Origin of the sequence: Sinorhizobium saheli (assembly GCF_001651875.1) — a bacterium.
Lineage (GTDB): Bacteria > Pseudomonadota > Alphaproteobacteria > Rhizobiales > Rhizobiaceae > Sinorhizobium > Sinorhizobium saheli.
The window spans coordinates 1-17,956 of record NZ_LNQB01000079.1 but is presented as its reverse complement, the minus strand read 5'-3'; the positions used below and the strand labels follow the sequence as shown (position 1 = coordinate 17,956).

At 65.0% G+C, this 17,956-nt stretch carries 15 protein-coding genes and 1 tRNA gene; 7 read left to right on the top strand and 9 right to left on the bottom strand.

The genetic code is table 11. The features are described from left to right. Positions 1-88: 88 nt before the first annotated feature. Positions 89-1,264: a 1-deoxy-D-xylulose-5-phosphate reductoisomerase gene (gene dxr / locus ATB98_RS18610; protein ID WP_066876139.1), complete on the bottom strand. Its 1,176-nt coding sequence runs from the start codon at positions 1,262-1,264 to the stop codon at positions 89-91. A 249-nt stretch (positions 1,265-1,513) separates the two neighbouring features. Between dxr and ATB98_RS18605 the strand changes: the two genes are divergently transcribed. Continuing rightward, positions 1,514-2,239, top strand: a complete 726-nt coding sequence (locus tag ATB98_RS18605) for an META domain-containing protein (RefSeq protein WP_066876137.1) — start codon at positions 1,514-1,516, stop codon at positions 2,237-2,239. Between the two features lie 50 nt (positions 2,240-2,289). On the opposite strand, the gene ATB98_RS18600 is transcribed toward ATB98_RS18605, so the two are convergent. Beyond that, entirely contained in the window at positions 2,290-2,481 is a 192-nt protein-coding gene (locus tag ATB98_RS18600; RefSeq protein WP_066876136.1) for a DUF6494 family protein, read from the bottom strand. A 323-nt stretch (positions 2,482-2,804) separates the two neighbouring features. On the opposite strand from ATB98_RS18600, the gene ATB98_RS18595 reads away from it, so the two are divergent. After that, positions 2,805-3,020 carry a hypothetical protein gene (locus ATB98_RS18595; protein WP_066876130.1) on the top strand — a complete coding sequence of 72 codons (216 nt, stop codon included), beginning with the start codon at positions 2,805-2,807 and terminating at the stop codon, positions 3,018-3,020. Positions 3,021-3,057: 37 nt separating this feature from the next. Here the strand turns inward: ATB98_RS18595 and ATB98_RS18590 are convergent. Beyond that, positions 3,058-3,134 (bottom strand) — tRNA-Arg (locus ATB98_RS18590). 183 nt (positions 3,135-3,317) lie between these two features. Here ATB98_RS18590 and ATB98_RS18585 point away from each other — a divergent pair. The 4 genes from ATB98_RS18585 to metH all read left to right on the top strand — a co-directional run bounded on the left by ATB98_RS18585 (position 3,318) and on the right by metH (position 10,041). After that, positions 3,318-4,214 (top strand): ROK family protein, encoded by an 897-nt coding sequence (locus ATB98_RS18585; protein WP_066876128.1) that lies wholly within the window; start codon positions 3,318-3,320, stop codon positions 4,212-4,214. Positions 4,215-4,297: 83 nt separating this feature from the next. Next, complete coding sequence (locus ATB98_RS18580; protein WP_066876126.1) at positions 4,298-4,792, top strand: heme-degrading domain-containing protein; 495 nt, start codon at positions 4,298-4,300, stop codon at positions 4,790-4,792. Between the two features lie 16 nt (positions 4,793-4,808). After that, on the top strand, positions 4,809-5,966 hold the full coding sequence (gene pmi / locus ATB98_RS18575) for a mannose-6-phosphate isomerase Pmi (RefSeq protein ID WP_066876124.1): 1,158 nt from the start codon (positions 4,809-4,811) through the stop codon (positions 5,964-5,966). 304 nt (positions 5,967-6,270) lie between these two features. After that, positions 6,271-10,041 (top strand): methionine synthase, encoded by a 3,771-nt coding sequence (metH, locus tag ATB98_RS18570; RefSeq protein ID WP_066876123.1) that lies wholly within the window; start codon positions 6,271-6,273, stop codon positions 10,039-10,041. A gap of 41 nt (positions 10,042-10,082) precedes the next feature. Here metH and ATB98_RS18565 read toward each other — a convergent pair whose 3' ends face one another. From ATB98_RS18565 to ATB98_RS18540, 6 genes are read right to left on the bottom strand one after another with little or no spacing between them, the layout of a single operon-like run. Next, the gene (locus tag ATB98_RS18565; RefSeq protein ID WP_066876118.1) at positions 10,083-11,678 is read right to left on the bottom strand and encodes a GMC family oxidoreductase; all 1,596 of its coding nucleotides are present in this window, start codon (positions 11,676-11,678) and stop codon (positions 10,083-10,085) included. A 22-nt stretch (positions 11,679-11,700) separates the two neighbouring features. Further along, a complete protein-coding gene (locus ATB98_RS18560; RefSeq protein ID WP_066876116.1) occupies positions 11,701-12,702 on the bottom strand; it encodes a branched-chain amino acid ABC transporter permease in 1,002 nt (333 codons plus the stop codon). Next, positions 12,695-13,582 (bottom strand): branched-chain amino acid ABC transporter permease, encoded by an 888-nt coding sequence (locus ATB98_RS18555; protein WP_066876113.1) that lies wholly within the window; start codon positions 13,580-13,582, stop codon positions 12,695-12,697. Before ATB98_RS18555 ends, ATB98_RS18560 begins: the two co-directional genes overlap by 8 nt. Before the next feature lie 3 nt (positions 13,583-13,585). Beyond that, positions 13,586-14,287 carry an ABC transporter ATP-binding protein gene (locus ATB98_RS18550; RefSeq protein ID WP_066876111.1) on the bottom strand — a complete coding sequence of 234 codons (702 nt, stop codon included), beginning with the start codon at positions 14,285-14,287 and terminating at the stop codon, positions 13,586-13,588. A 1-nt stretch (position 14,288) separates the two neighbouring features. Beyond that, entirely contained in the window at positions 14,289-15,071 is a 783-nt protein-coding gene (locus ATB98_RS18545) for an ABC transporter ATP-binding protein (protein WP_066876109.1), read from the bottom strand. Between the two features lie 15 nt (positions 15,072-15,086). Beyond that, the gene (locus tag ATB98_RS18540) at positions 15,087-16,292 is read right to left on the bottom strand and encodes a beta-hydroxybutyrate-binding protein (RefSeq protein ID WP_066876107.1); all 1,206 of its coding nucleotides are present in this window, start codon (positions 16,290-16,292) and stop codon (positions 15,087-15,089) included. A gap of 235 nt (positions 16,293-16,527) precedes the next feature. Here ATB98_RS18540 and ATB98_RS18535 point away from each other — a divergent pair, with 235 nt between their 5' ends. Then, a complete protein-coding gene (locus ATB98_RS18535) occupies positions 16,528-17,475 on the top strand; it encodes a LysR family transcriptional regulator (protein WP_066876102.1) in 948 nt (315 codons plus the stop codon). Positions 17,476-17,956: the final 481 nt, after the last annotated feature.

Below are 17,956 nucleotides of genomic sequence, written 5' to 3'. Positions count from 1 at the left end.
AAATCCTGCCGAAATCCGCCAAAAAATCGCACCAACCGCGATGGCTTGCGGTAACGCAACACGATTTTCAGCAGCCTGCTAAAGCTTCTTAATGAATGAGCCCGGCAGCCGTCTGCCGGGCTTTTTCGTCGGCGGCGAAGACGTCGTCCATCGTCACGGCGGCCGGCAGGTCGGAGAGCCTGTCCATCACCCTTTCGACAATTTCCGCCATGGCGAGGAAGCCGATTCGCCCCTTGATGAAGGCTTCGAGGGCGGTTTCCTTGGCGCCGTTCAGCACCGCGCCCTGAATGCCGCCCGCCTGCATGGCGCGCCGCGCCAGCTTGAGCGCCGGGAACCGCGCCTCGTCCGGGGCCTCGAAATCGAGGCGCGCCAGCCTGGCGAAATCGAGCCGCTCGATCGGCAGCTCGCAGCGCTTGGGATAGGAGAGCGCATAGCCGATTGCCGTCCGCATGTCGGGACAGCCGAGCTGGGCGAGCACCGAACCATCGCTGTAGCCGACCATCGAGTGGATCACCGATTGCGGATGGACGATCACCTCGATCTGGTCGGGTCGCAGGCGGAAGAGATGGCGTGCCTCGATCATCTCCAGCGCCTTGTTGAACATCGAGGCACTGTCGATCGAGATCTTCAGGCCCATCGACCAGTTCGGATGGGCGCGGGCGATATCGGCCGTCACATGCCGCATCTCCTCGAGCGACTTGGTGCGGAACGGGCCGCCCGACGCCGTCAGGATGATGCGCTCGACGGCATGGCGCTGGTCGTTCTCCAGCACCTGGAAGATCGCATTGTGCTCGCTGTCGACCGGCAGCAGCCGGCCTCCGCCCTTGGCGACCGCCTCGATGAACAGGCTGCCGGCGGAGACGAGACATTCCTTGTTGGCAAGCGCAATATCGGCGCCGCGGCGGGCGGCGGCGAGGGTGGGCTGGAGGCCCGCATTGCCGACGATCGCCGCCATCACCCAACCGGCATCGCGTTCGGCCGCCTCGATCAGGCCGCTCCGCCCGGCAGCGACTTCGATGCCGCTGCCCTCGAGCGCGCTCTTCAGTTCGCCGTAGCGGTGTTCGTCGGCCGTCACCGCGAGTTCCGCGCCGACGCGGCGCGCCTGTTCGGCAAGCAGCGGTATGTTGCCGTTGCCGGTCAGCGCCGCGATGTCGAAGCGCTCGCGCCCGCCCAGCCGCTCGACGACGTCGAGCGTATTGGTACCGATCGATCCGGTGGAACCCAGTATCGTCAGGCGGCGTTTGATCTGCGCGCCGGATGCCATTGCCAAATCCCGTGTTCTTCTTGTCCGTGAGGTCCGGTTCATGCATGTCGCCCAAAACCGTGCGGCGGTGGCGGGACAACGACCTGCGGGCAGGAACCCCAAGCGCGCCGCATGAATGGATTTAATCGCGACGCGCCTTAGGCTCTACAGCCGAAAGCGCTCGGCAACAAGGGCATGAGCTGCCGGTCTTCGCTCAATGGCGCTGCTGCGCTAAGATTCGGCTGGGATGATTTGCGTGAGGAGCGCCCGATGTTGAAAACCCTGACTGTCCTCTCCTGCGCCTGCGTGGCGATCGAGCTCGGCTCCATGCAGACGATCGCCGCCGAAAAGGTGCCCGGGGAACTCGTCGGCTCCTGGCTTGCCGAGGAGATAGAGGGCGCAGGCGTCGTCGACGATCTCCAGACGGTGCTGGAGATTCGCGAGGACGGCACCTATGGCGGCATGGCCGGCTGCAACAGTTTTACCGGCGCGTTCAGCTTCTCGGGCGAGGCGATCACCTTCGGGCCAACCGCCGCGGCGCGCAAGATGTGTGCGCCGGAGGTCATGGAGCAGGAAGGCAGGTTCTTCGACGCTCTCAAAGGCGGGCTCGGCTGGAAGGTCGAGCGAGGCCGCCTGACGCTGGCGAAATCGGATGGCAGGTCGGCGATGCGGCTCACCCCGCTCCCGTCACCGGCGGCGGCCGGCGTCGAAGTGACGCTCAGCATTCCCGATGCCGGCACGGTCGACCGCCAGAAGGTCCGCTACGACTGCCGGGGCGAGACGGTCGATGCCGAATACATCAATGCCGGTCCGGTGTCGCTCGTCGCCTTTTCGATCGGCGGCACCTACGTCGTCGCCTCGGGCGTCATTTCCGGCTCGGGGGCGCGCTATGCCGGCGGCCGGTATATCTGGTGGACCGAGGGGGAAGAGGCGACGCTCTTCGACGTCTCCAAGGGCGAGGAGGATCCGGGCGTGGTTTGCGAAAGACGCGAATAGGCGGCGCATCACGGCGAACCATCGTCTTGAGTCACGCAACTGCCCGGCGTTTATGGGAGTTCGATCTCGCCGTCCACCACGTGGTTGAGGCCGGTTCCTTCCGCCGTCAGCGTCATGCGGACCTTCAGCTTTTTGCCGCCGATCCCGCCTTCGCGTACCGTGTCTTCGATCTTGCGCTGCGAGGTAATGCCGACTTCCTTCAGGAACTTGCGGATCGACATGTTGAAGGCGTCTTCGCTCATGGCGGCACTCCTCTGTGTCCGGAAGCGATTGTAAGGGAAGGCGAGGAGCGAAGGAAGCCGGGGCGGTGGCGCACGGGGCCCCAAAAAAATAGACCCCGAGCCGGGAGGGCGTCGGGGTCTTGAACTGATCGGTTCTGGGGAGGAGGAGTGCAAACCGATCGCCGTCCGGCGCAGTGGAGGAGATACCGCGCTTTGACATTGATGAGGATAAAACACTTGCTTTGATTGCATAGTTCCCAGGGTTACAGCACCGGCTGGAGCGTGATCGCCGACGCCGTTTCCCGCGCGGAACCGTCGAAGCCATCACGAGAGGAGGCCAGGCCATGCACAAGTTCACAGTCACCGTCACGCAGGCGTTCGAAGCCGACACTGCCGAGGAGGCCGCCCTGCTCATGTATCAGCAACTGGCCAGGGAGCCGGCGCCCCTCAACTATTCGGTCACCGACGAGGCCAGGAATGCGACGAGCCTGACGCTTGACCGCAAAACGGCAGACGAGTTTGCCGGCGTCGACCACACCGCAGACCCCGGCAACTGGTAGTGCAGGGCATGCACGACGTACATATGGTGGCGGGGAGTGGTGATCCCGGCGCGATTCGAACGCGCGACCCCCAGATTAGGAATCTGATGCTCTATCCTGCTGAGCTACGGGACCACTCAGAATAGACCCATACAAAAGCAAGGCCCCTTCGCCAAGTGTTTTTGCGTCTTTCCCGGCAATTTGCGGCGGCTCCGGTGTTCGGGGCTAGCCTTGTGGAGGTCGCCGATGGTAAGCAAGCCGGCGGCGGCAGGAAGACCGCCGGCTCCTCGCAAACGGCATCCTGAAAACCTGGTCCACATGTTCATCGGAATTGATTGGGGCGGCACGAAAATGGAGGTCATCGCGCTCGACCGCGATGGCGAGACGCGCGCGCGGCATCGCGTTGCAACACCGACCAGCGGCTATGACGATTGCATCCGCGCCGTGGCCGACCTCGTGGCCTCGGCCGAGCGGACGGCCGGCGAGCGCGGAACGATCGGCATCGGCATTCCCGGCAGCCCCAATCCGCGCACCGGGATCGTGCGCAATTCCAATGCGGTGCTCATCAACGGCAAGCCGCTCGGGCGCGATCTCGAGGCAGCGCTCGGGCGTCAGGTGCGCCTTGCCAACGACGCCAATTGCCTCGCGGTCTCGGAAGCCGTCGACGGGGCGGGCAAGGATGCCCGCGTCGTCTTCGGCGTGATCATCGGCACCGGCCACGGCGGCGGGCTTGCGATCGACAGGAAGGTCCATGCCGGCTACCAGGGCGTTGCCGCCGAGATCGGCCACTATCCGCTGCCGTGGATGGGACCAGACGAGTATCCCGGCCACAAGTGCTGGTGCGGCAAGCTCGGCTGCCTCGACATGTATGCCTGCGGCACCGGGCTCGAGCTCGACTACCGCATGACGACGGGGACGAGCCGCCGGGGGCGCGAGATCATCGAGGCGAAGCGGGCGGGCGATCCGGTCGCGACCGCGGTCTACGAGCGCTTCGTCGACCGCCTTGCCCGCAGCCTGGCGCTCCTCACCAATATCGTCGACCCGGACGTCTTCGTGCTCGGCGGCGGCATGTCCAATGTCGACGAGATCTACGGCGAGCTGCCGGCATTGATCACCAAGTACCTGTTCGGCGACAGTTTCGAGACACCCATTCGCAAGGCGGTGCATGGCGACAGTTCCGGCGTGCGCGGCGCCGCCTGGCTTTGGAAGGATTAGGGAGCGGCTGCGGCGGCCTGTACCCTCTGGCCGGCGGCCAGGGTATCCTTCATCTTTCGGGCAGAACGACTAGCGGAGGCATCATGAACATCGAAAATGATCTGCGTCGGATCACGCTGCAGGAGCGAGAGCTGCAGTTCGACCGGTTCGATCTCGACACGGCCTGGAGGCTCGGCTCGACGCTTCGGCAGATGGCCGCCGAACGCAGGCTCGGCGTCGTCATCGACATCACGCTTTTCTCCATGCAGGTCTTCTATGCCGCGCTCGAAGGCGCCACGCCGGACAATCCGAACTGGGTGCGGCGCAAGCGCAACACGGTCTTTCGCCTGTTCAAGAGCAGCTACGCCACCGGCTTGAGCCTTCTCAAGCAGCAGACGAACCTTCAGGCGAAGCTCGGCCTGCCGGACGCCGAGTATGCCGCCCACGGCGGCAGCTTCCCGATCGTCGTCAAAGGCACCGGCTGCATCGGCGCCGTGACGGTCTCCGGCCTGCCGCAGCGCGACGACCACAACCTCGTGGTCGAGGCGCTGGCCGAAATCCTCGGCGCCGATCACGACGCGCTGAAGCTCGAGAATTGACGGGAAGCGGCAGGGCATGGATATCGATCTTCAGGCGCGCGAACTCGCCTCCTGGCTCACCGAGGCGGCGCTGCCGCTCTGGCGGCAGAAGGGCTTCGACGCGGCCGGCGGCGGCTTCGTCGAGTCGATCGACCTCAGCGGCGAGCCGACCCGGGCAAATCGCCGCTCGCGCGTGCAGCCGCGGCAGGTCTATTGCTTCGCGGAAGCCGGGCGACGCGGCTGGAGCGGCGACTGGCGGAGCGTCGCCGAAGGCGGCCTTGTCTATTTCGACCGCGTGTACCGGCAGCCGAGCGGCTTCTACGGAGCGCTCGCCGATGCCGACGGCCGCATCATCGACGCATCCTTCGACCTTTACAACCAGGCCTTCGCGCTGCTTTCCTTCGCCTATCTGGCAGAGGTCTTCCCGGAGCGGAAGGCCGAGATGATCGGGCGCAGCGACGAGCTCCGGGGGAAGCTCGTGGCCCATTGCAAGCATCCGGTCGCCGGCTTCGAGGAGGACAATCCCGCGCGCCTGCCGCTTTGCTCCAATCCGCATATGCACCTCTTCGAGGCCTGTCTTGCGAGCGAAGCGGTCGAAGGGTTCGACCGCCTCGCCTGGAGCACTCTCGCCGACGAGATCGCGCATCTGGCGATGGACCGCTTCATGGATGCCGAGACCGGGGCGCTACGCGAATTCTTCGACCGCGACTGGGCGCCGTTCCCTGGTGAAAAGGGCCGCATCGTCGAGCCCGGTCACCAGTTCGAATGGGCGTGGCTCTTCCTGCGCTGGGCGGAGCGGCGCGGCAACCGGCAAGCCATCGTCGGGGCGCGGCGGCTCTTCGAGATCGGCGAGGCGCACGGGATCTGCGCGAAGCGCGACGTGGCGGTGATGACGCTCCTCGACGATTTCTCCGTCGCCGATCCGGTCGCGCGGCTCTGGCCGCAGACGGAGTGGCTGAAGGCGGCGATCCGCTTTGCGGCGCTCGCCGAGGGCGAGGAACGGCGGCGCTACCTCGCCTCCGCCTCACGCGCCGCGGCAGCGCTCAAGCGCTTCCTCGAGACGCCGCTCCGCGGCCTCTGGCGCGACAAGCAACTGGCGGACGGCAGCTTCGTCGAAGAACCCGCGCCGGCGAGCAGCTTCTATCACATCCTCTGCGCCATCTATGAGCTGGAGGATTGCCTGGAGCGGATGTAGCCCCGGGGGATTTCGCCCCTCGCCCTACTCTCCCCCTTCTGACGAGGAGAGGCGACTTGAGCCGGCCCCACGAGTCCCCTTCGCCCCGCTTGCGGGGAGAAGGTGCCGGCAGGCGGATGAGGGAGGCTCGCCGTCGATGCCGATAGTTTAAGCAGCAACACACGCCAACAAAGCCCGCCCGCCCTCCGTGGCGGGCTTTTTCTTGCCGAATCGCAAATTGTGATTGGCGCGTATGTTGACATAAAGATATGTTTATGTGAGTAAATCGACAATTATTTGTCGCTTTTAGAACCGGAGATTTCCCATGTCCGCCGCGTCCCTGTTCGGAGATCTCTCCCCGAAGCCCGATGGATCGGAGGTCTTCCGCGCTTTGCGGCAGGCCGCGGCCGAGCGAATCCTCATCATGGACGGGGCGATGGGGACCGAGATCCAGCAGCTCGGCTTCGTCGAGGATCATTTCCGCGGCGAGCGCTTCGGCGCCTGCGCCTGTCACCAGCAGGGCAACAACGATCTCCTGACGCTGACGCAGCCGAAGGCGATCGAGGACATTCATTACAGCTACGCCATCGCCGGCGCCGATATCCTCGAGACCAACACCTTCTCCTCGACCCGGATCGCCCAGGCCGACTACGGCATGGAGGACATGGTCTACGAGCTCAACCGCGACGGTGCCCGGCTGGCGCGGCGGGCTGCCAAGCGCGCCGAGGCGGAAGATGGCAGGCGGCGTTTCGTCGCCGGTGCGCTCGGGCCGACCAACCGCACCGCCTCGATCTCGCCGGACGTCAACAATCCCGGCTATCGCGCCGTCACCTTCGACGACCTGAGGAGCGCCTATGCCGAACAGGTGCGCGGGCTCATCGAGGGCGGCGCCGACATCATCCTGATCGAGACGATCTTCGACACCCTGAACGCCAAGGCGGCGATCTTCGCGACGCAGCAGGTCTTCTCCGAGAAGGGTATCCGCCTGCCGGTGATGATTTCCGGCACCATCACCGATCTCTCCGGCCGCACGCTTTCCGGCCAGACGCCGACCGCTTTCTGGTACTCGGTGCGTCATGCGGAGCCGTTCACGATCGGCCTCAACTGCGCGCTCGGGGCGAACGCCATGCGCGCCCATATCGACGAACTGTCGTCGGTCGCCGACACGCTCGTCTGCGCCTATCCGAATGCCGGCCTGCCGAACGAATTCGGCCGCTATGACGAAACGCCGGAGGCGATGGCGGCGCAGGTCGAGGGCTTCGCGCGCGACGGCCTCGTCAACATCGTCGGCGGCTGCTGCGGCTCGACGCCGGCCCATATCCGCGCCATCGCCGAGGCGGTCGCAAAATACCCGCCGCGGCCGGTGCCCGAGATCGAGCGGCGCATGCGGCTCTCGGGACTCGAGCCTTTCACCTTCACCGACGAGATTCCCTTCGTCAATGTCGGCGAGCGCACCAATGTCACCGGCTCGGCCAAGTTCCGCAAGCTGATCACCGCCGGCGATTATGCAGCCGCGCTCGATGTCGCGCGCGACCAGGTGGCGAACGGCGCCCAGGTCATCGACGTCAACATGGACGAGGGCCTCATCGATTCGAAGCAGGCGATGATCGAGTTCTTGAACCTCGTCGCCTCCGAGCCGGACATCGCCCGCGTCCCGGTGATGATCGATTCCTCCAAATGGGAGGTGATCGAGGCCGGGCTCAAATGCGTCCAGGGCAAGGCGCTGGTGAACTCGATCTCGCTCAAGGAAGGCGAGGAAGCGTTCCTGCACCATGCCCGGCTGGTGCGCGCCTACGGCGCCGCCGTCGTTGTGATGGCCTTCGACGAGAAGGGGCAGGCCGATACCAAGGCCCGCAAGTTCGAGATCTGCCGGCGCGCCTATCGCCTGCTCACGGAGGAGGTCGGCTTTCCGCCGGAGGACATCATCTTCGATCCGAACATCTTCGCCGTCGCGACCGGCATCGAGGAGCACAGCAATTACGGCGTCGACTTCATCGAGGCGGCGCGGGAGATCGTCTCGGCACTGCCGCATGTGCATGTCTCGGGCGGCGTGTCGAACCTCTCCTTCTCCTTCCGCGGCAACGAGCCGGTGCGCGAGGCGATGCATGCCGTGTTCCTCTACCATGCGATCCACGCCGGCATGGACATGGGCATCGTCAATGCCGGGCAGCTCGCCGTCTATGACGCGATCGATCCGGAACTGCGCGAGGCCTGCGAGGACGTGGTGCTCAACCGCCGCCCCGATGCGACCGAGCGCCTGCTGGAACTCGCGGAGCGCTACCGCGGCCAGGGCGGCGCGCAGGGCAGGGAGAAGGACCTCGCCTGGCGCGAGTGGCCGGTCGAGAAGCGCCTCGAGCATGCGCTCGTCAACGGCATCACCGAATTCATCGAGGCGGATACCGAGGAGGCGCGGCTTGCGGCTGCGCGACCGCTCAACGTCATCGAAGGGCCGCTGATGGCCGGCATGAACGTCGTCGGCGATCTCTTCGGTTCGGGCAAGATGTTCCTGCCGCAGGTGGTGAAATCGGCGCGGGTGATGAAACAGGCGGTCGCCGTGCTGCTCCCCTACATGGAGGCGGAGAAGCGCGCCAATGGCGGCGGCGAGGCGCGCGAGAGCGCCGGCAAGATCCTGATGGCGACCGTCAAGGGCGACGTGCACGACATCGGCAAGAACATCGTCGGCGTCGTGCTTGCCTGCAACAATTACGAGATCATCGATCTCGGCGTCATGGTGCCTTCCGCCAGGATCCTCGAAGTGGCGAGGGAAGAGAAGGTCGACGTCATCGGGCTCTCCGGCCTCATCACCCCGTCGCTCGACGAAATGGTGCATGTCGCCTCCGAGCTCGAACGGGAGGGCTTCGACATCCCGCTCCTGATCGGCGGCGCGACGACGAGCCGCGTGCACACGGCGGTCAAGATCAATCCGCGCTACAATCTCGGCCAGACCGTCTATGTCACCGATGCCAGCCGGGCCGTCGGCGTCGTGTCGAGCCTCTTGTCGCCGGAGGCGCGGCGCTCCTACCAGGAAACGATCCGTGCCGAATATCTGAAGGTCGCGGAGACCCACGCCCGCAACGAGGCGGAGAAGCGTCGCCTGCCGCTCTCGCAGGCGCGGGCGAACGCGCATCGGATCGACTGGGGCGCCTATCGGCCGAAGACGCCGTCCTTCCTCGGCACGCGCGTGTTCGAGAGCTGGGACCTGGAGGAGCTCGCGCGCTATATCGACTGGACGCCGTTCTTCCAAACCTGGGAGCTGAAGGGCGTCTACCCGCGGATTCTCGACGACGAGCATCAGGGCGCGGCCGCCCGCCAGCTCTTCGACGACGCCCGGGCGATGGTCGAAAAGATCGTCGCGGAAAAATGGTTCGCGCCGAAGGCGGTGGTCGGCTTCTGGCCGGCCGGCAGCGTCGGCGACGATATCCGCCTCTTCACCGACGAGGCGCGCGAGCGCGAGCTTGCCACCTTCTTCACGCTCCGCCAGCAGCTCGCGAAACGCGACGGCCGAGCAAACGTGGCGCTCGCCGACTTCGTGGCACCCTCGGACAGCGGCAGGCAGGATTATGTCGGCGGCTTCGTGGTGACCGCGGGCATCGAGGAAGTGGCGATCGCCGAGCGCTTCGAGCGCGCCAATGACGACTATTCCTCGATCATGGTCAAGGCGCTGGCAGACCGCTTCGCCGAGGCTTTCGCCGAGCGCATGCACGAATATGTCCGCAAGGAGCTCTGGGCCTACGCGCCGGACGAGGCCTTCACGCCGCAGGAACTGATCGCCGAGCCCTATGCCGGCATCCGCCCGGCACCCGGATATCCGGCGCAGCCGGACCACACGGAAAAGGAAACGCTCTTCCGGCTGCTCGATGCCGAGGCGGCGATCGGCGTCAGGCTCACCGAGAGCTATGCGATGTGGCCGGGCTCCTCGGTTTCCGGCCTCTATATCGGCCACCCCGACGCCTATTACTTCGGCGTCGCCAAGATCGAGCGCGACCAGGTCCAGGACTATGCGAGCCGCAAGCGCATGGATGTGCGCGAGGTCGAGCGCTGGCTCTCGCCGATCCTCAACTACACTCCGATCGCGGAAGCGGAAGCGGCGGAGTAACAGGCGCCTTCAGCGGGAAGCGAAGTTCGTCTTCTGAGCGGTCATCGGTTCGCTTCGAGGATCATTTGCGCCGCCTTCTCCGCGATCATGATCGTCGGCGAATTGGTGTTGCCGGAGGTGATCGTCGGCATGATCGAGGCGTCGGCGATGCGCAGGCCCTCGAGGCCGCGCAGGCGCAGCTCGGGATCGACGACGCTTTCCGGATCGGCGCCCATCCGGCAGGTGCCGACGGGGTGGAAGATCGTCGTGCCGATGTCGCCCGCGGCGCGCTTCAAGTCCTCGTCGGTCTCATAGGCCGGCCCCGGCTTGAATTCGACCGGCTCGAAGCGGGCGAAGGAGGGTTGCGAGACGATGCGGCGGGTGAGGCGGATCGCCTTCACCGCCACGTCGCGGTCGGCTTCCGCCGTCAGGTAGCGCGGGCGGATGTCGGGGGCGGCGGCAAAGTCCGGCCCCTTCAGATGCACGGAGCCGCGGCTTTCCGGCCTCAAGTTGCAGACGCTGGCGGTGATGGCGGGGAAAGGGTGTACCGGCTCGCCGAATTTGTCGAGCGAGACCGGCTGCACGTGATACTCCAGGTCCGGCGTCTCCTTCTCGGGGCCCGAGCGGGTGAAGATGCCGAGCTGGCTCGGCGCCATCGCCATCGGTCCGGAGCGGCGGACGAAATATTCGAGGCCGATCGCCGCCTTGCCGAAAAGCGAGCTCGCCTTCTCGTTCAATGTCGGCACGCCGGTGACCTTGTAGGCGAGGCGCAACTGCAAGTGATCCTGCAGGTTCTCGCCGACGCCGGGGAGTGCGTGGCTGACTTCGATGCCGTTCTCGCGCAGGATCTCGGGCCGGCCGATGCCGGAGAGTTCAAGGACATGCGGCGAGCCGATGGCGCCGGCCGAGAGCACCGTTTCCCGCCGCGCCCGCGCCCGCTTCACGACGCCGTCGTGCTGGAACTCGACCCCGGCGATGCGCCCCTCTTCGAGAATGAGCTTGCGTACATGCGCCTTCGTCAGCAGGACGAGGTTGCGCCGGTGCATGGCGGGCTTGAGGAAGGCCTTCGCGGTGTTCCAGCGCACGCCGGAGCGCTGGTTGACGTCGAAATAGCCGGACCCTTCATTGTTGCCGCGGTTGAAATCGTCCGTCTCGGGAATGCCCGCCTCGGTGGCCGCCCTCTGGAAGGCGTCGAGCACCGCCCAGCGGACGCGCGCCTTCTCGACCCGCCATTCGCCGCCGGCGCCGTGCATCTCGTCGGCGCCGCGGTGGTGATCCTCGGATTTCCTGAAGAGCGGCAGCACGTCGTTCCAGCTCCAGCCGGTGCAGCCGAGCTGGCGCCAATGGTCGTAGTCCTGCGCCTGGCCGCGCATGTAGATCATGCCGTTGATCGAGGAGCAGCCGCCGAGCACCTTGCCGCGCGGGTAGATGAGCGAGCGGCCGTTGAGGCCCTCCTCCGCCGCTGTGGTGAAACACCAGTCCGTGCGCGGATTGTTGATGCAGTAGAGATAGCCGACCGGAATGTGGATCCAATGGTAGTTGTCGCGGCCGCCAGCCTCGATGAGCAGCACGCGGCGGTCCGGGTTTTCCGAAAGGCGGTTGGCGAGCACGCAGCCGGCACTCCCCGCCCCGACGATGATGTAGTCGAACGTGTCCATAGGCGCTCTCTGGTATGGCCGATCAGTGCTTGTGGCGATGCTCGAAGCCGAGCCTGCGGCCGAGACGGGAGTTGTAGAACTCGCCGACGACGCCGCGACGGAACAGAAGCACGCAGACCATGAAGACGACGCCGGTGATGATCGTCACCGGGAATTCCGAGGTCGCCAGATAATTCTGCAGCGTGACGACGAGGCCGGCGCCGAAGATCGGCCCGATCAGCGTTCCGATGCCGCCGAGCAGCGTCATCAGGATGACCTCGCCGGACATCTGCCAGCCGACATCGGTCAGGGTCGCGAACTGGAACACCAGCGCCTTCAGGCCGCCGGCAAGGCCCGTCAGCGCCGCCGACATGACAAAGGCGGCGAGCTTGTAGTTCGCGACCGAATAGCCGAGCGAGATCGCCCGGGTCTCGTTCTCGCGGATCGACTTCAGGATCATTCCGAAGGGCGAATTGATGATCCGCCAGATGGCGGCGATGCCGATGACGAAGACGGCGAGCACGAAATAATACATGCTCGTCCAGTGCGAGAGGTCGATGAAGCCGAACAGGAACCCGCGCGGCACCGACTGGATGCCGTCCTCGCCATGGGTGAACCCGGCCTGCAGGCAGAAGAAATAGAACATCTGCGCCAGCGCCAGGGTGATCATCGCGAAGTAGATGCCCTGCCGCCGGATGGCGAGGAAGCCGATGACCGCCCCGAGCAGGGCGGCGCCGGCGACGCCGATGAGAATGCCGATCTCCGGCGACACGCCCCATTCCTTGACGGCATGGGCGGTGAAATAGGCCGCGCCGCCGAAGAAGGCGGCATGGCCGAAGGAGAGCAGCCCCGTATAGCCGAGAAGCAGGTTGAAGGCGCAGGCAAAGAGCGCGAAGCAGAGCAGCTTCATCAGGAAGACGGGGTAGAAGAACAGCGGCGCGAGCAGAAGGAAGATGAGGCCGGCGCCGAGCAATACCGCCTGGACGACGACCGGTGCACGTTCCTTCTGCTTCTCGAGTTCGAGTGTCAGTGTCATGTCAGGCATCCCGGCCGAAGAGGCCTGCCGGCCGTATGAGGAGAACGATGGCCATGATCACGAAGATCACGATGTTTGAGGCCTCCGGATAGAAAACCTTGGTGAGGCCCTCGGCGACACCCAGCAGGTAGCCGGTGACGATGGCGCCCATGATCGAGCCCATGCCGCCGACGACGACCACGGCGAAGACGACGATGATGATGTTCGAACCCATCAACGGCGAGACCTGGTAGATCGGAGCAGCCAGCACACCGGCAAGCGCCGCGAGCGCTGCGCCGAGACCGTAGGTGAGCGTCAGCAGGAACGGCACGTTGATGCCGAAGGATTGCACCAGCACCGCATTCTCCGTGGCGGCGCGCAGATAGGCGCCGAGCTTGGTCTTCTCGATGACGAGCCAGGTGCCGACGCAGACGAGGAGCGAGAAGGCGATCGCCCAGCCGCGATAGATGGGCAGGAACATGAAGCCGAGATTGGCGCCGCCGGTCAGCAGCGTCGGCGTCGCATAGGGCTGGCCGGATGCACCGTAAAGATAGCGGAACGTGCCCTCGACTGTCAGCGCCAGGCCGAAGGTGAAGAGCAGGCCGTAGAGCGGATCGAGCGAATAGAGCCGGCGCAGCATGGTGCGCTCGATGGCCGCGCCGGCGAGGCCGACGATGAGAGGGGCGAGGATCAGCGCGGGCCAGTAGCCGATGCCGAAATAGGAAAGCAGCAGCCAGGCGATGAAGGCGCCGAGCATGTATTGCGCCCCGTGGGCGAAGTTGATGACGCGCAGGAGGCCGAAGATGATGGCGAGGCCGAGGCTCAAGAGCGCGTAGAAGGAGCCGTTGATCAGCCCGATCAGCAGCTGTCCGAGCAGCGCCTGGAGCGGAATTCCGAAGAGCGTCGTCATGGCTTACACCCCGAGCACGTCATGCAGCATGTCCATCCGCTCGGATAGCTCCGCGACCGGGAACTCGCCGGCGACACGGCCATGGTCCATGAGATAGAAGCGGTCGGCGACCTTGCTGGCGAAGCGGAAATTCTGTTCGACGAGCAGCACCGTCATGCCCCGCTCCTTGAGCTTCTTCAGCACCTCGCCGATGCGCTGGACGATGACCGGCGCAAGTCCCTCGGTCGGCTCGTCGAGCAGCATCATGCGGACGCCGGTGCGCAGGATGCGGGCGATCGCCAGCATCTGCTGTTCGCCGCCCGAAAGCTTGGTTCCCTGGCTGTTGCGGCGCTCGTAGAGGTTCGGGAAGAGTTCGAAGATCTCGTCGATCGTCATGCCGCCCGCGGCGACCACCGGCGGCAGCAGGAGATTCTCATGCACCGAAAGCGTCGAGAAGATGCCGCGCTCCTCGGGGACGAAGCCGAGGCCGCGATGGGCCACGCGGTGGAGCGGCACCCGGGTCAGGTTCTCGCCGGCGAAGTTGATCTCACCCCGGCGCTCGCGCACGATGCCCATGATGGCCCGCAGCGTCGTCGTCTTGCCGACGCCGTTGCGGCCGAGCAGCGTCACCATCTCGCCCTCGCCGACCACCATGTCGAGGCCGTGCAGGATATGGCTCTCGCCGTACCAGGCATGAAGCCCGGAGACCTTGAGGAGCGGCTTCATCTCAGGCCTCCTCCGTGCCCATATAGGCGATGCGGACGCGCGGATCCTCGGCGACGGTCCGGTAGTCGCCCGCGGCAAGAATCTCGCCGCGCTGCAGGACGGTGACATGGTGGCAGAGCGTCTCGACGACCGAGAGATTGTGTTCCACCATCAGCACAGCGCGCTCGCGCGCCACCTCGCGGATGATCTCGGCGACCATGCCGACGTCCTCGTGGCCCATGCCCGCCATCGGCTCGTCGAGCAGCAGCACCTTCGGATCGAGCGCCAGCGTGGTGGCGATTTCGAGCACGCGCTTGCGGCCGTAGGAGAGGTCCGCCGCAATGGCGTTGCGCTCCTTCTCGAGACCCACGGTGCGGATCAATTGATCGGCCTTGGCATTCAGCCCATCGAGCGCCGAAAGCGGCTTCCAGAACTGGATCGCCAGGCGGTTCGGCCGCTGCAGCGCCACGCGGACATTGTCGAGCACCGAGAGATGCGGAAACACCGCCGAGATCTGGAACGAGCGCACGAGGCCCATGCGGGCGACCTTGTCGGGCGCGGCCGCGGTGATGTCCTCGCCGAGCAGCGTGATCGTGCCGTGGGTCGGCTGCAAAAACTTGGTGAGCAGGTTGAAGACGGTTGTCTTGCCGGCCCCGTTCGGGCCGATCAGCGCATGCACGCGGGCATGGTGGATGTCGAGATCGACGTCCTTGACGGCGGTGAAGCCGCCGAAGTCGCGGCGGAGGCCGCGGGCGGACAGAACCACCCGCGGCGCTCCATTTTCCAAAGGCATGGCGACGGTCATCGCGCGCGCGGCCGGTCAGGATTTCACGAGCTCGCAGCCGCTTGCGGCCGGATCGATGAAGGCTTCCTTGCCGGGAATGGTGGCGAGCACCTTGAAATAATCCCAGGGCTCCTTGCTTTCGTCCGGCCTCTTTACCTCGAGCAGATACATGTCGTGGATCATCCGGCCGTTCGGCGCGACCGTGCCGTTCTGAGCGAAGACGTCGTTCACCGGCAGGGCATGCAGTTCCTTGGCGACGGCATCGGCATCGTCGGTGCCGGCCTTCTCGATCGCCTTCAGATATTGCAGCACGGCGGAATAGGTGCCGGCATGGACCATGTTCGGCATCTTGCCGGTCCGCTCCATGAAGCGCTTGCCGAATTTCGCGCTTTCCTCGTTGCGGTTCCAGTAGAAGCCCTCGGTGAGCGTCAGCCCCTGGGCGGCCTCGAGCCCGAGGCCGTGGACCTCGGCGAGCGTGAAGAGCAGGGCGGCGAGCCGCTGCCCGCCCTGGACGATGCCGAACTCGGACGCCTGCTTGATGGCGTTGGAGGTATCGAGACCGGCATTGGCAAGGCCGATCACCTTGGCGCCGGAGGACTGCGCCTGCAGGAGGAAGGAGGAGAAGTCGGTCGTTGCCAAGGGATGGCGGACGGCGCCGACGACCTTGCCGCCGTTTTCCTTGACGAAGTTGCCCGTGTTCTCCTCGAGCGAATAGCCGAAGGCGTAGTCGGCGGTCAGGAAGAACCAGCTGTCGCCGCCCTGCTTGACGAGCGCGCCGCCGGTGCCGACGGCAAGCGAATGGGTGTCATAGGCCCAATGGAAGCCGTAGGGGCTGCACTGCTTGCCGGTGAGCTCGGTCGTCGCCGCGCCGGTGACGATGTCGATCTTCTTCTTCTCCTTGGACAGCGCCTGCACGGCGAGCGCCACCGAAGAGGTCGTCAGTTCCATGATGCTGTCGACCTGCTCGGTATCATACCATTGCCGGGCGATGTTGGAGGCGATGTCGGGCTTGTTCTGGTGGTCTGCGGTTATGACCTCCACCGGCACGCCCAGCACCTTGCCGCCAAAGTCCTCTACCGCCATCAGCGCCGCCTCGTAGGAGGACTTTCCGCCGAAATCCGCATAGACGCCGGACTGGTCGTTGAGGATGCCGATCTTGACCTTGCCGTCGGATGCATCGGCGAGGGCGGCGGTGCTGCTGGCGAGCAGCATTGCGAGCGTGGTGATCAGTTTCTTGTTCATCTGTCCTCCTCCCAGGGGATGTTCAAAGCGATCCCGGCCTCGTGCGCGAACACATAGGGCCGAGCCGCGACCTTTCGAGGGCCCGGTGTTCTTTCGCTCTGTTCAAATTTGGCCAGACATGCTCCTCAACAGTCGGCCTTGGCGTTTACCATCCAGAAAAATTTGTTGGGAAGCAAGCCGGTCGAGCGGTAAATTGCAAACAGTATCTGTTCATTTTTGAACAGGGGAGGGAAACATGAATCCGAACTTCACCTGGGACGACCTGCAATTCTTCCTCGCGGTCGCGCGCACCGGCCAGCTCTCGACCGCGGCGCGGCGCCTGCGGACCAGCCATGCCACCGTTTCGCGCCGCATCGACCGGTTGGAATTCGCGCTCAAGGTCAGGCTCTTCGAGCGCAATCCGCGCGGCTACGTGCTGACCGCCATGGGCCAGCGCTTCGTGGAGACCGCCGAGCGGATCGAGCGGGAGACGGAGCAGCTTCAATTCGACATCAGCGACGGCATGACCGTGCAGCGCGGCGTCGTAAGGCTCAGCACGCTCGAAGGCTTCGGCAACTTCTTCCTGTCGGACCGGCTCGCCGATTTTGCCGGCCGCTATCCGAACATCTCGCTCGAAGTGGTGGCGATCCAGCAGATCATGTCGCTCTCGCGCAAGGAGGCCGACATCGCCGTGGCGCTCGCGCCGCCGAAGGCCGGACCGTACCATGCCGAGGTGCTGACGCCCTATACGCTGCATGTCTACGGCGCGCGCCGCTATCTCGCCGAGCACCCCCTGATCCGCACGCGGGACGATCTCGCCTCCCACCGCTTCGTCGGCTATATCGAGGACATGATCTTCACGCCCGGGCTCGACTATCTCGGCGAAATCCAGCCGGGCCTGCGCGCCCATTTCCAGAGCTCCAGCATCCTCACCCAGTTGAAGGCGGCCTGCCAGGGGCTGGGGCTTTGCGTGCTGCCGCATTTCATGGCGAGGGACGAGCCCGATCTGGAGATCGTGCTGCCGGACGAGATCGAGCTCAAACGCACCTATTGGCTGATCTGCCATCGCGACCTGATCATGATCCCGCGGGTGAGGGCGGTGCGCGACTTTCTCGTCGGCGCGGTCAACGAAAATCGCGGGTGCTTCATGCGCGAGAGATTGCCGCCGGCGAGCACGCCCCGGCGCCCTCTTGAAGGGCAATGAACCGTTAACCATATAAGCAGCGGACCGTCGGCAGACATTTTTGGTGCTGGATGGCGGAAGTCGAGGATTTTGCCGACGCGATCACACCCCTCCTCGACGCCGCTCGAAATTTCCCTTTTATTTTCAGCGGCTTACGATTTTCTCTGATTTTTTTGAAAATGGCTGTTGACTGGGGAAAGGGAGCGGGTCTATAAGCCCGATCACTGACGAGGGCGGCGGCGCTGCTGGCGACGATGTCTCTCGCTCTTGAGTTTCCTGATTAGCAGATGCTGATTGAGCGGGGCTGGAACGATTGAGTTTTGGCTTTCGCGGGAACGTTGACGGGGTTTCTCTCCGTCGGTTTTTTGACAATTGAAGATAGAGAAAGAGAAACGTGGGCGGCGGAGCTCGCGAGAGGCTTAGGCCTCTTGGAAAGAGACTTTGGCGGTCACGTTTATCAAGAGACTAACACTTTTATGTTTGGCTCGGATGCCTTTCGCCA

Bases quoted from the DNA above. Each gene is read 5' to 3' on its own strand.
- ATB98_RS18595 (WP_066876130.1), top strand. From the start codon at position 2,805: ATGCACAAGTTCACAGTCACCGTCACGCAGGCGTTCGAAGCCGACACT.
- pmi (WP_066876124.1), top strand. From the start codon at position 4,809: ATGGATATCGATCTTCAGGCGCGCGAACTCGCCTCCTGGCTCACCGAG.
- ATB98_RS18585 (WP_066876128.1), top strand. From the start codon at position 3,318: ATGTTCATCGGAATTGATTGGGGCGGCACGAAAATGGAGGTCATCGCG.
- ATB98_RS18560 (WP_066876116.1), bottom strand. From the start codon at position 12,702: ATGCCTGACATGACACTGACACTCGAACTCGAGAAGCAGAAGGAACGT.
- ATB98_RS18535 (WP_066876102.1), top strand. From the start codon at position 16,528: ATGAATCCGAACTTCACCTGGGACGACCTGCAATTCTTCCTCGCGGTC.
- ATB98_RS18565 (WP_066876118.1), bottom strand. From the start codon at position 11,678: ATGGACACGTTCGACTACATCATCGTCGGGGCGGGGAGTGCCGGCTGC.
- ATB98_RS18540 (WP_066876107.1), bottom strand. From the start codon at position 16,292: ATGAACAAGAAACTGATCACCACGCTCGCAATGCTGCTCGCCAGCAGC.
- ATB98_RS18600 (WP_066876136.1), bottom strand. From the start codon at position 2,481: ATGAGCGAAGACGCCTTCAACATGTCGATCCGCAAGTTCCTGAAGGAA.
- ATB98_RS18605 (WP_066876137.1), top strand. From the start codon at position 1,514: ATGTTGAAAACCCTGACTGTCCTCTCCTGCGCCTGCGTGGCGATCGAG.
- dxr (WP_066876139.1), bottom strand. From the start codon at position 1,264: ATGGCATCCGGCGCGCAGATCAAACGCCGCCTGACGATACTGGGTTCC.
- ATB98_RS18580 (WP_066876126.1), top strand. From the start codon at position 4,298: ATGAACATCGAAAATGATCTGCGTCGGATCACGCTGCAGGAGCGAGAG.
- metH (WP_066876123.1), top strand. From the start codon at position 6,271: ATGTCCGCCGCGTCCCTGTTCGGAGATCTCTCCCCGAAGCCCGATGGA.
- ATB98_RS18545 (WP_066876109.1), bottom strand. From the start codon at position 15,071: ATGACCGTCGCCATGCCTTTGGAAAATGGAGCGCCGCGGGTGGTTCTG.
- ATB98_RS18555 (WP_066876113.1), bottom strand. From the start codon at position 13,582: ATGACGACGCTCTTCGGAATTCCGCTCCAGGCGCTGCTCGGACAGCTG.
- ATB98_RS18550 (WP_066876111.1), bottom strand. From the start codon at position 14,287: ATGAAGCCGCTCCTCAAGGTCTCCGGGCTTCATGCCTGGTACGGCGAG.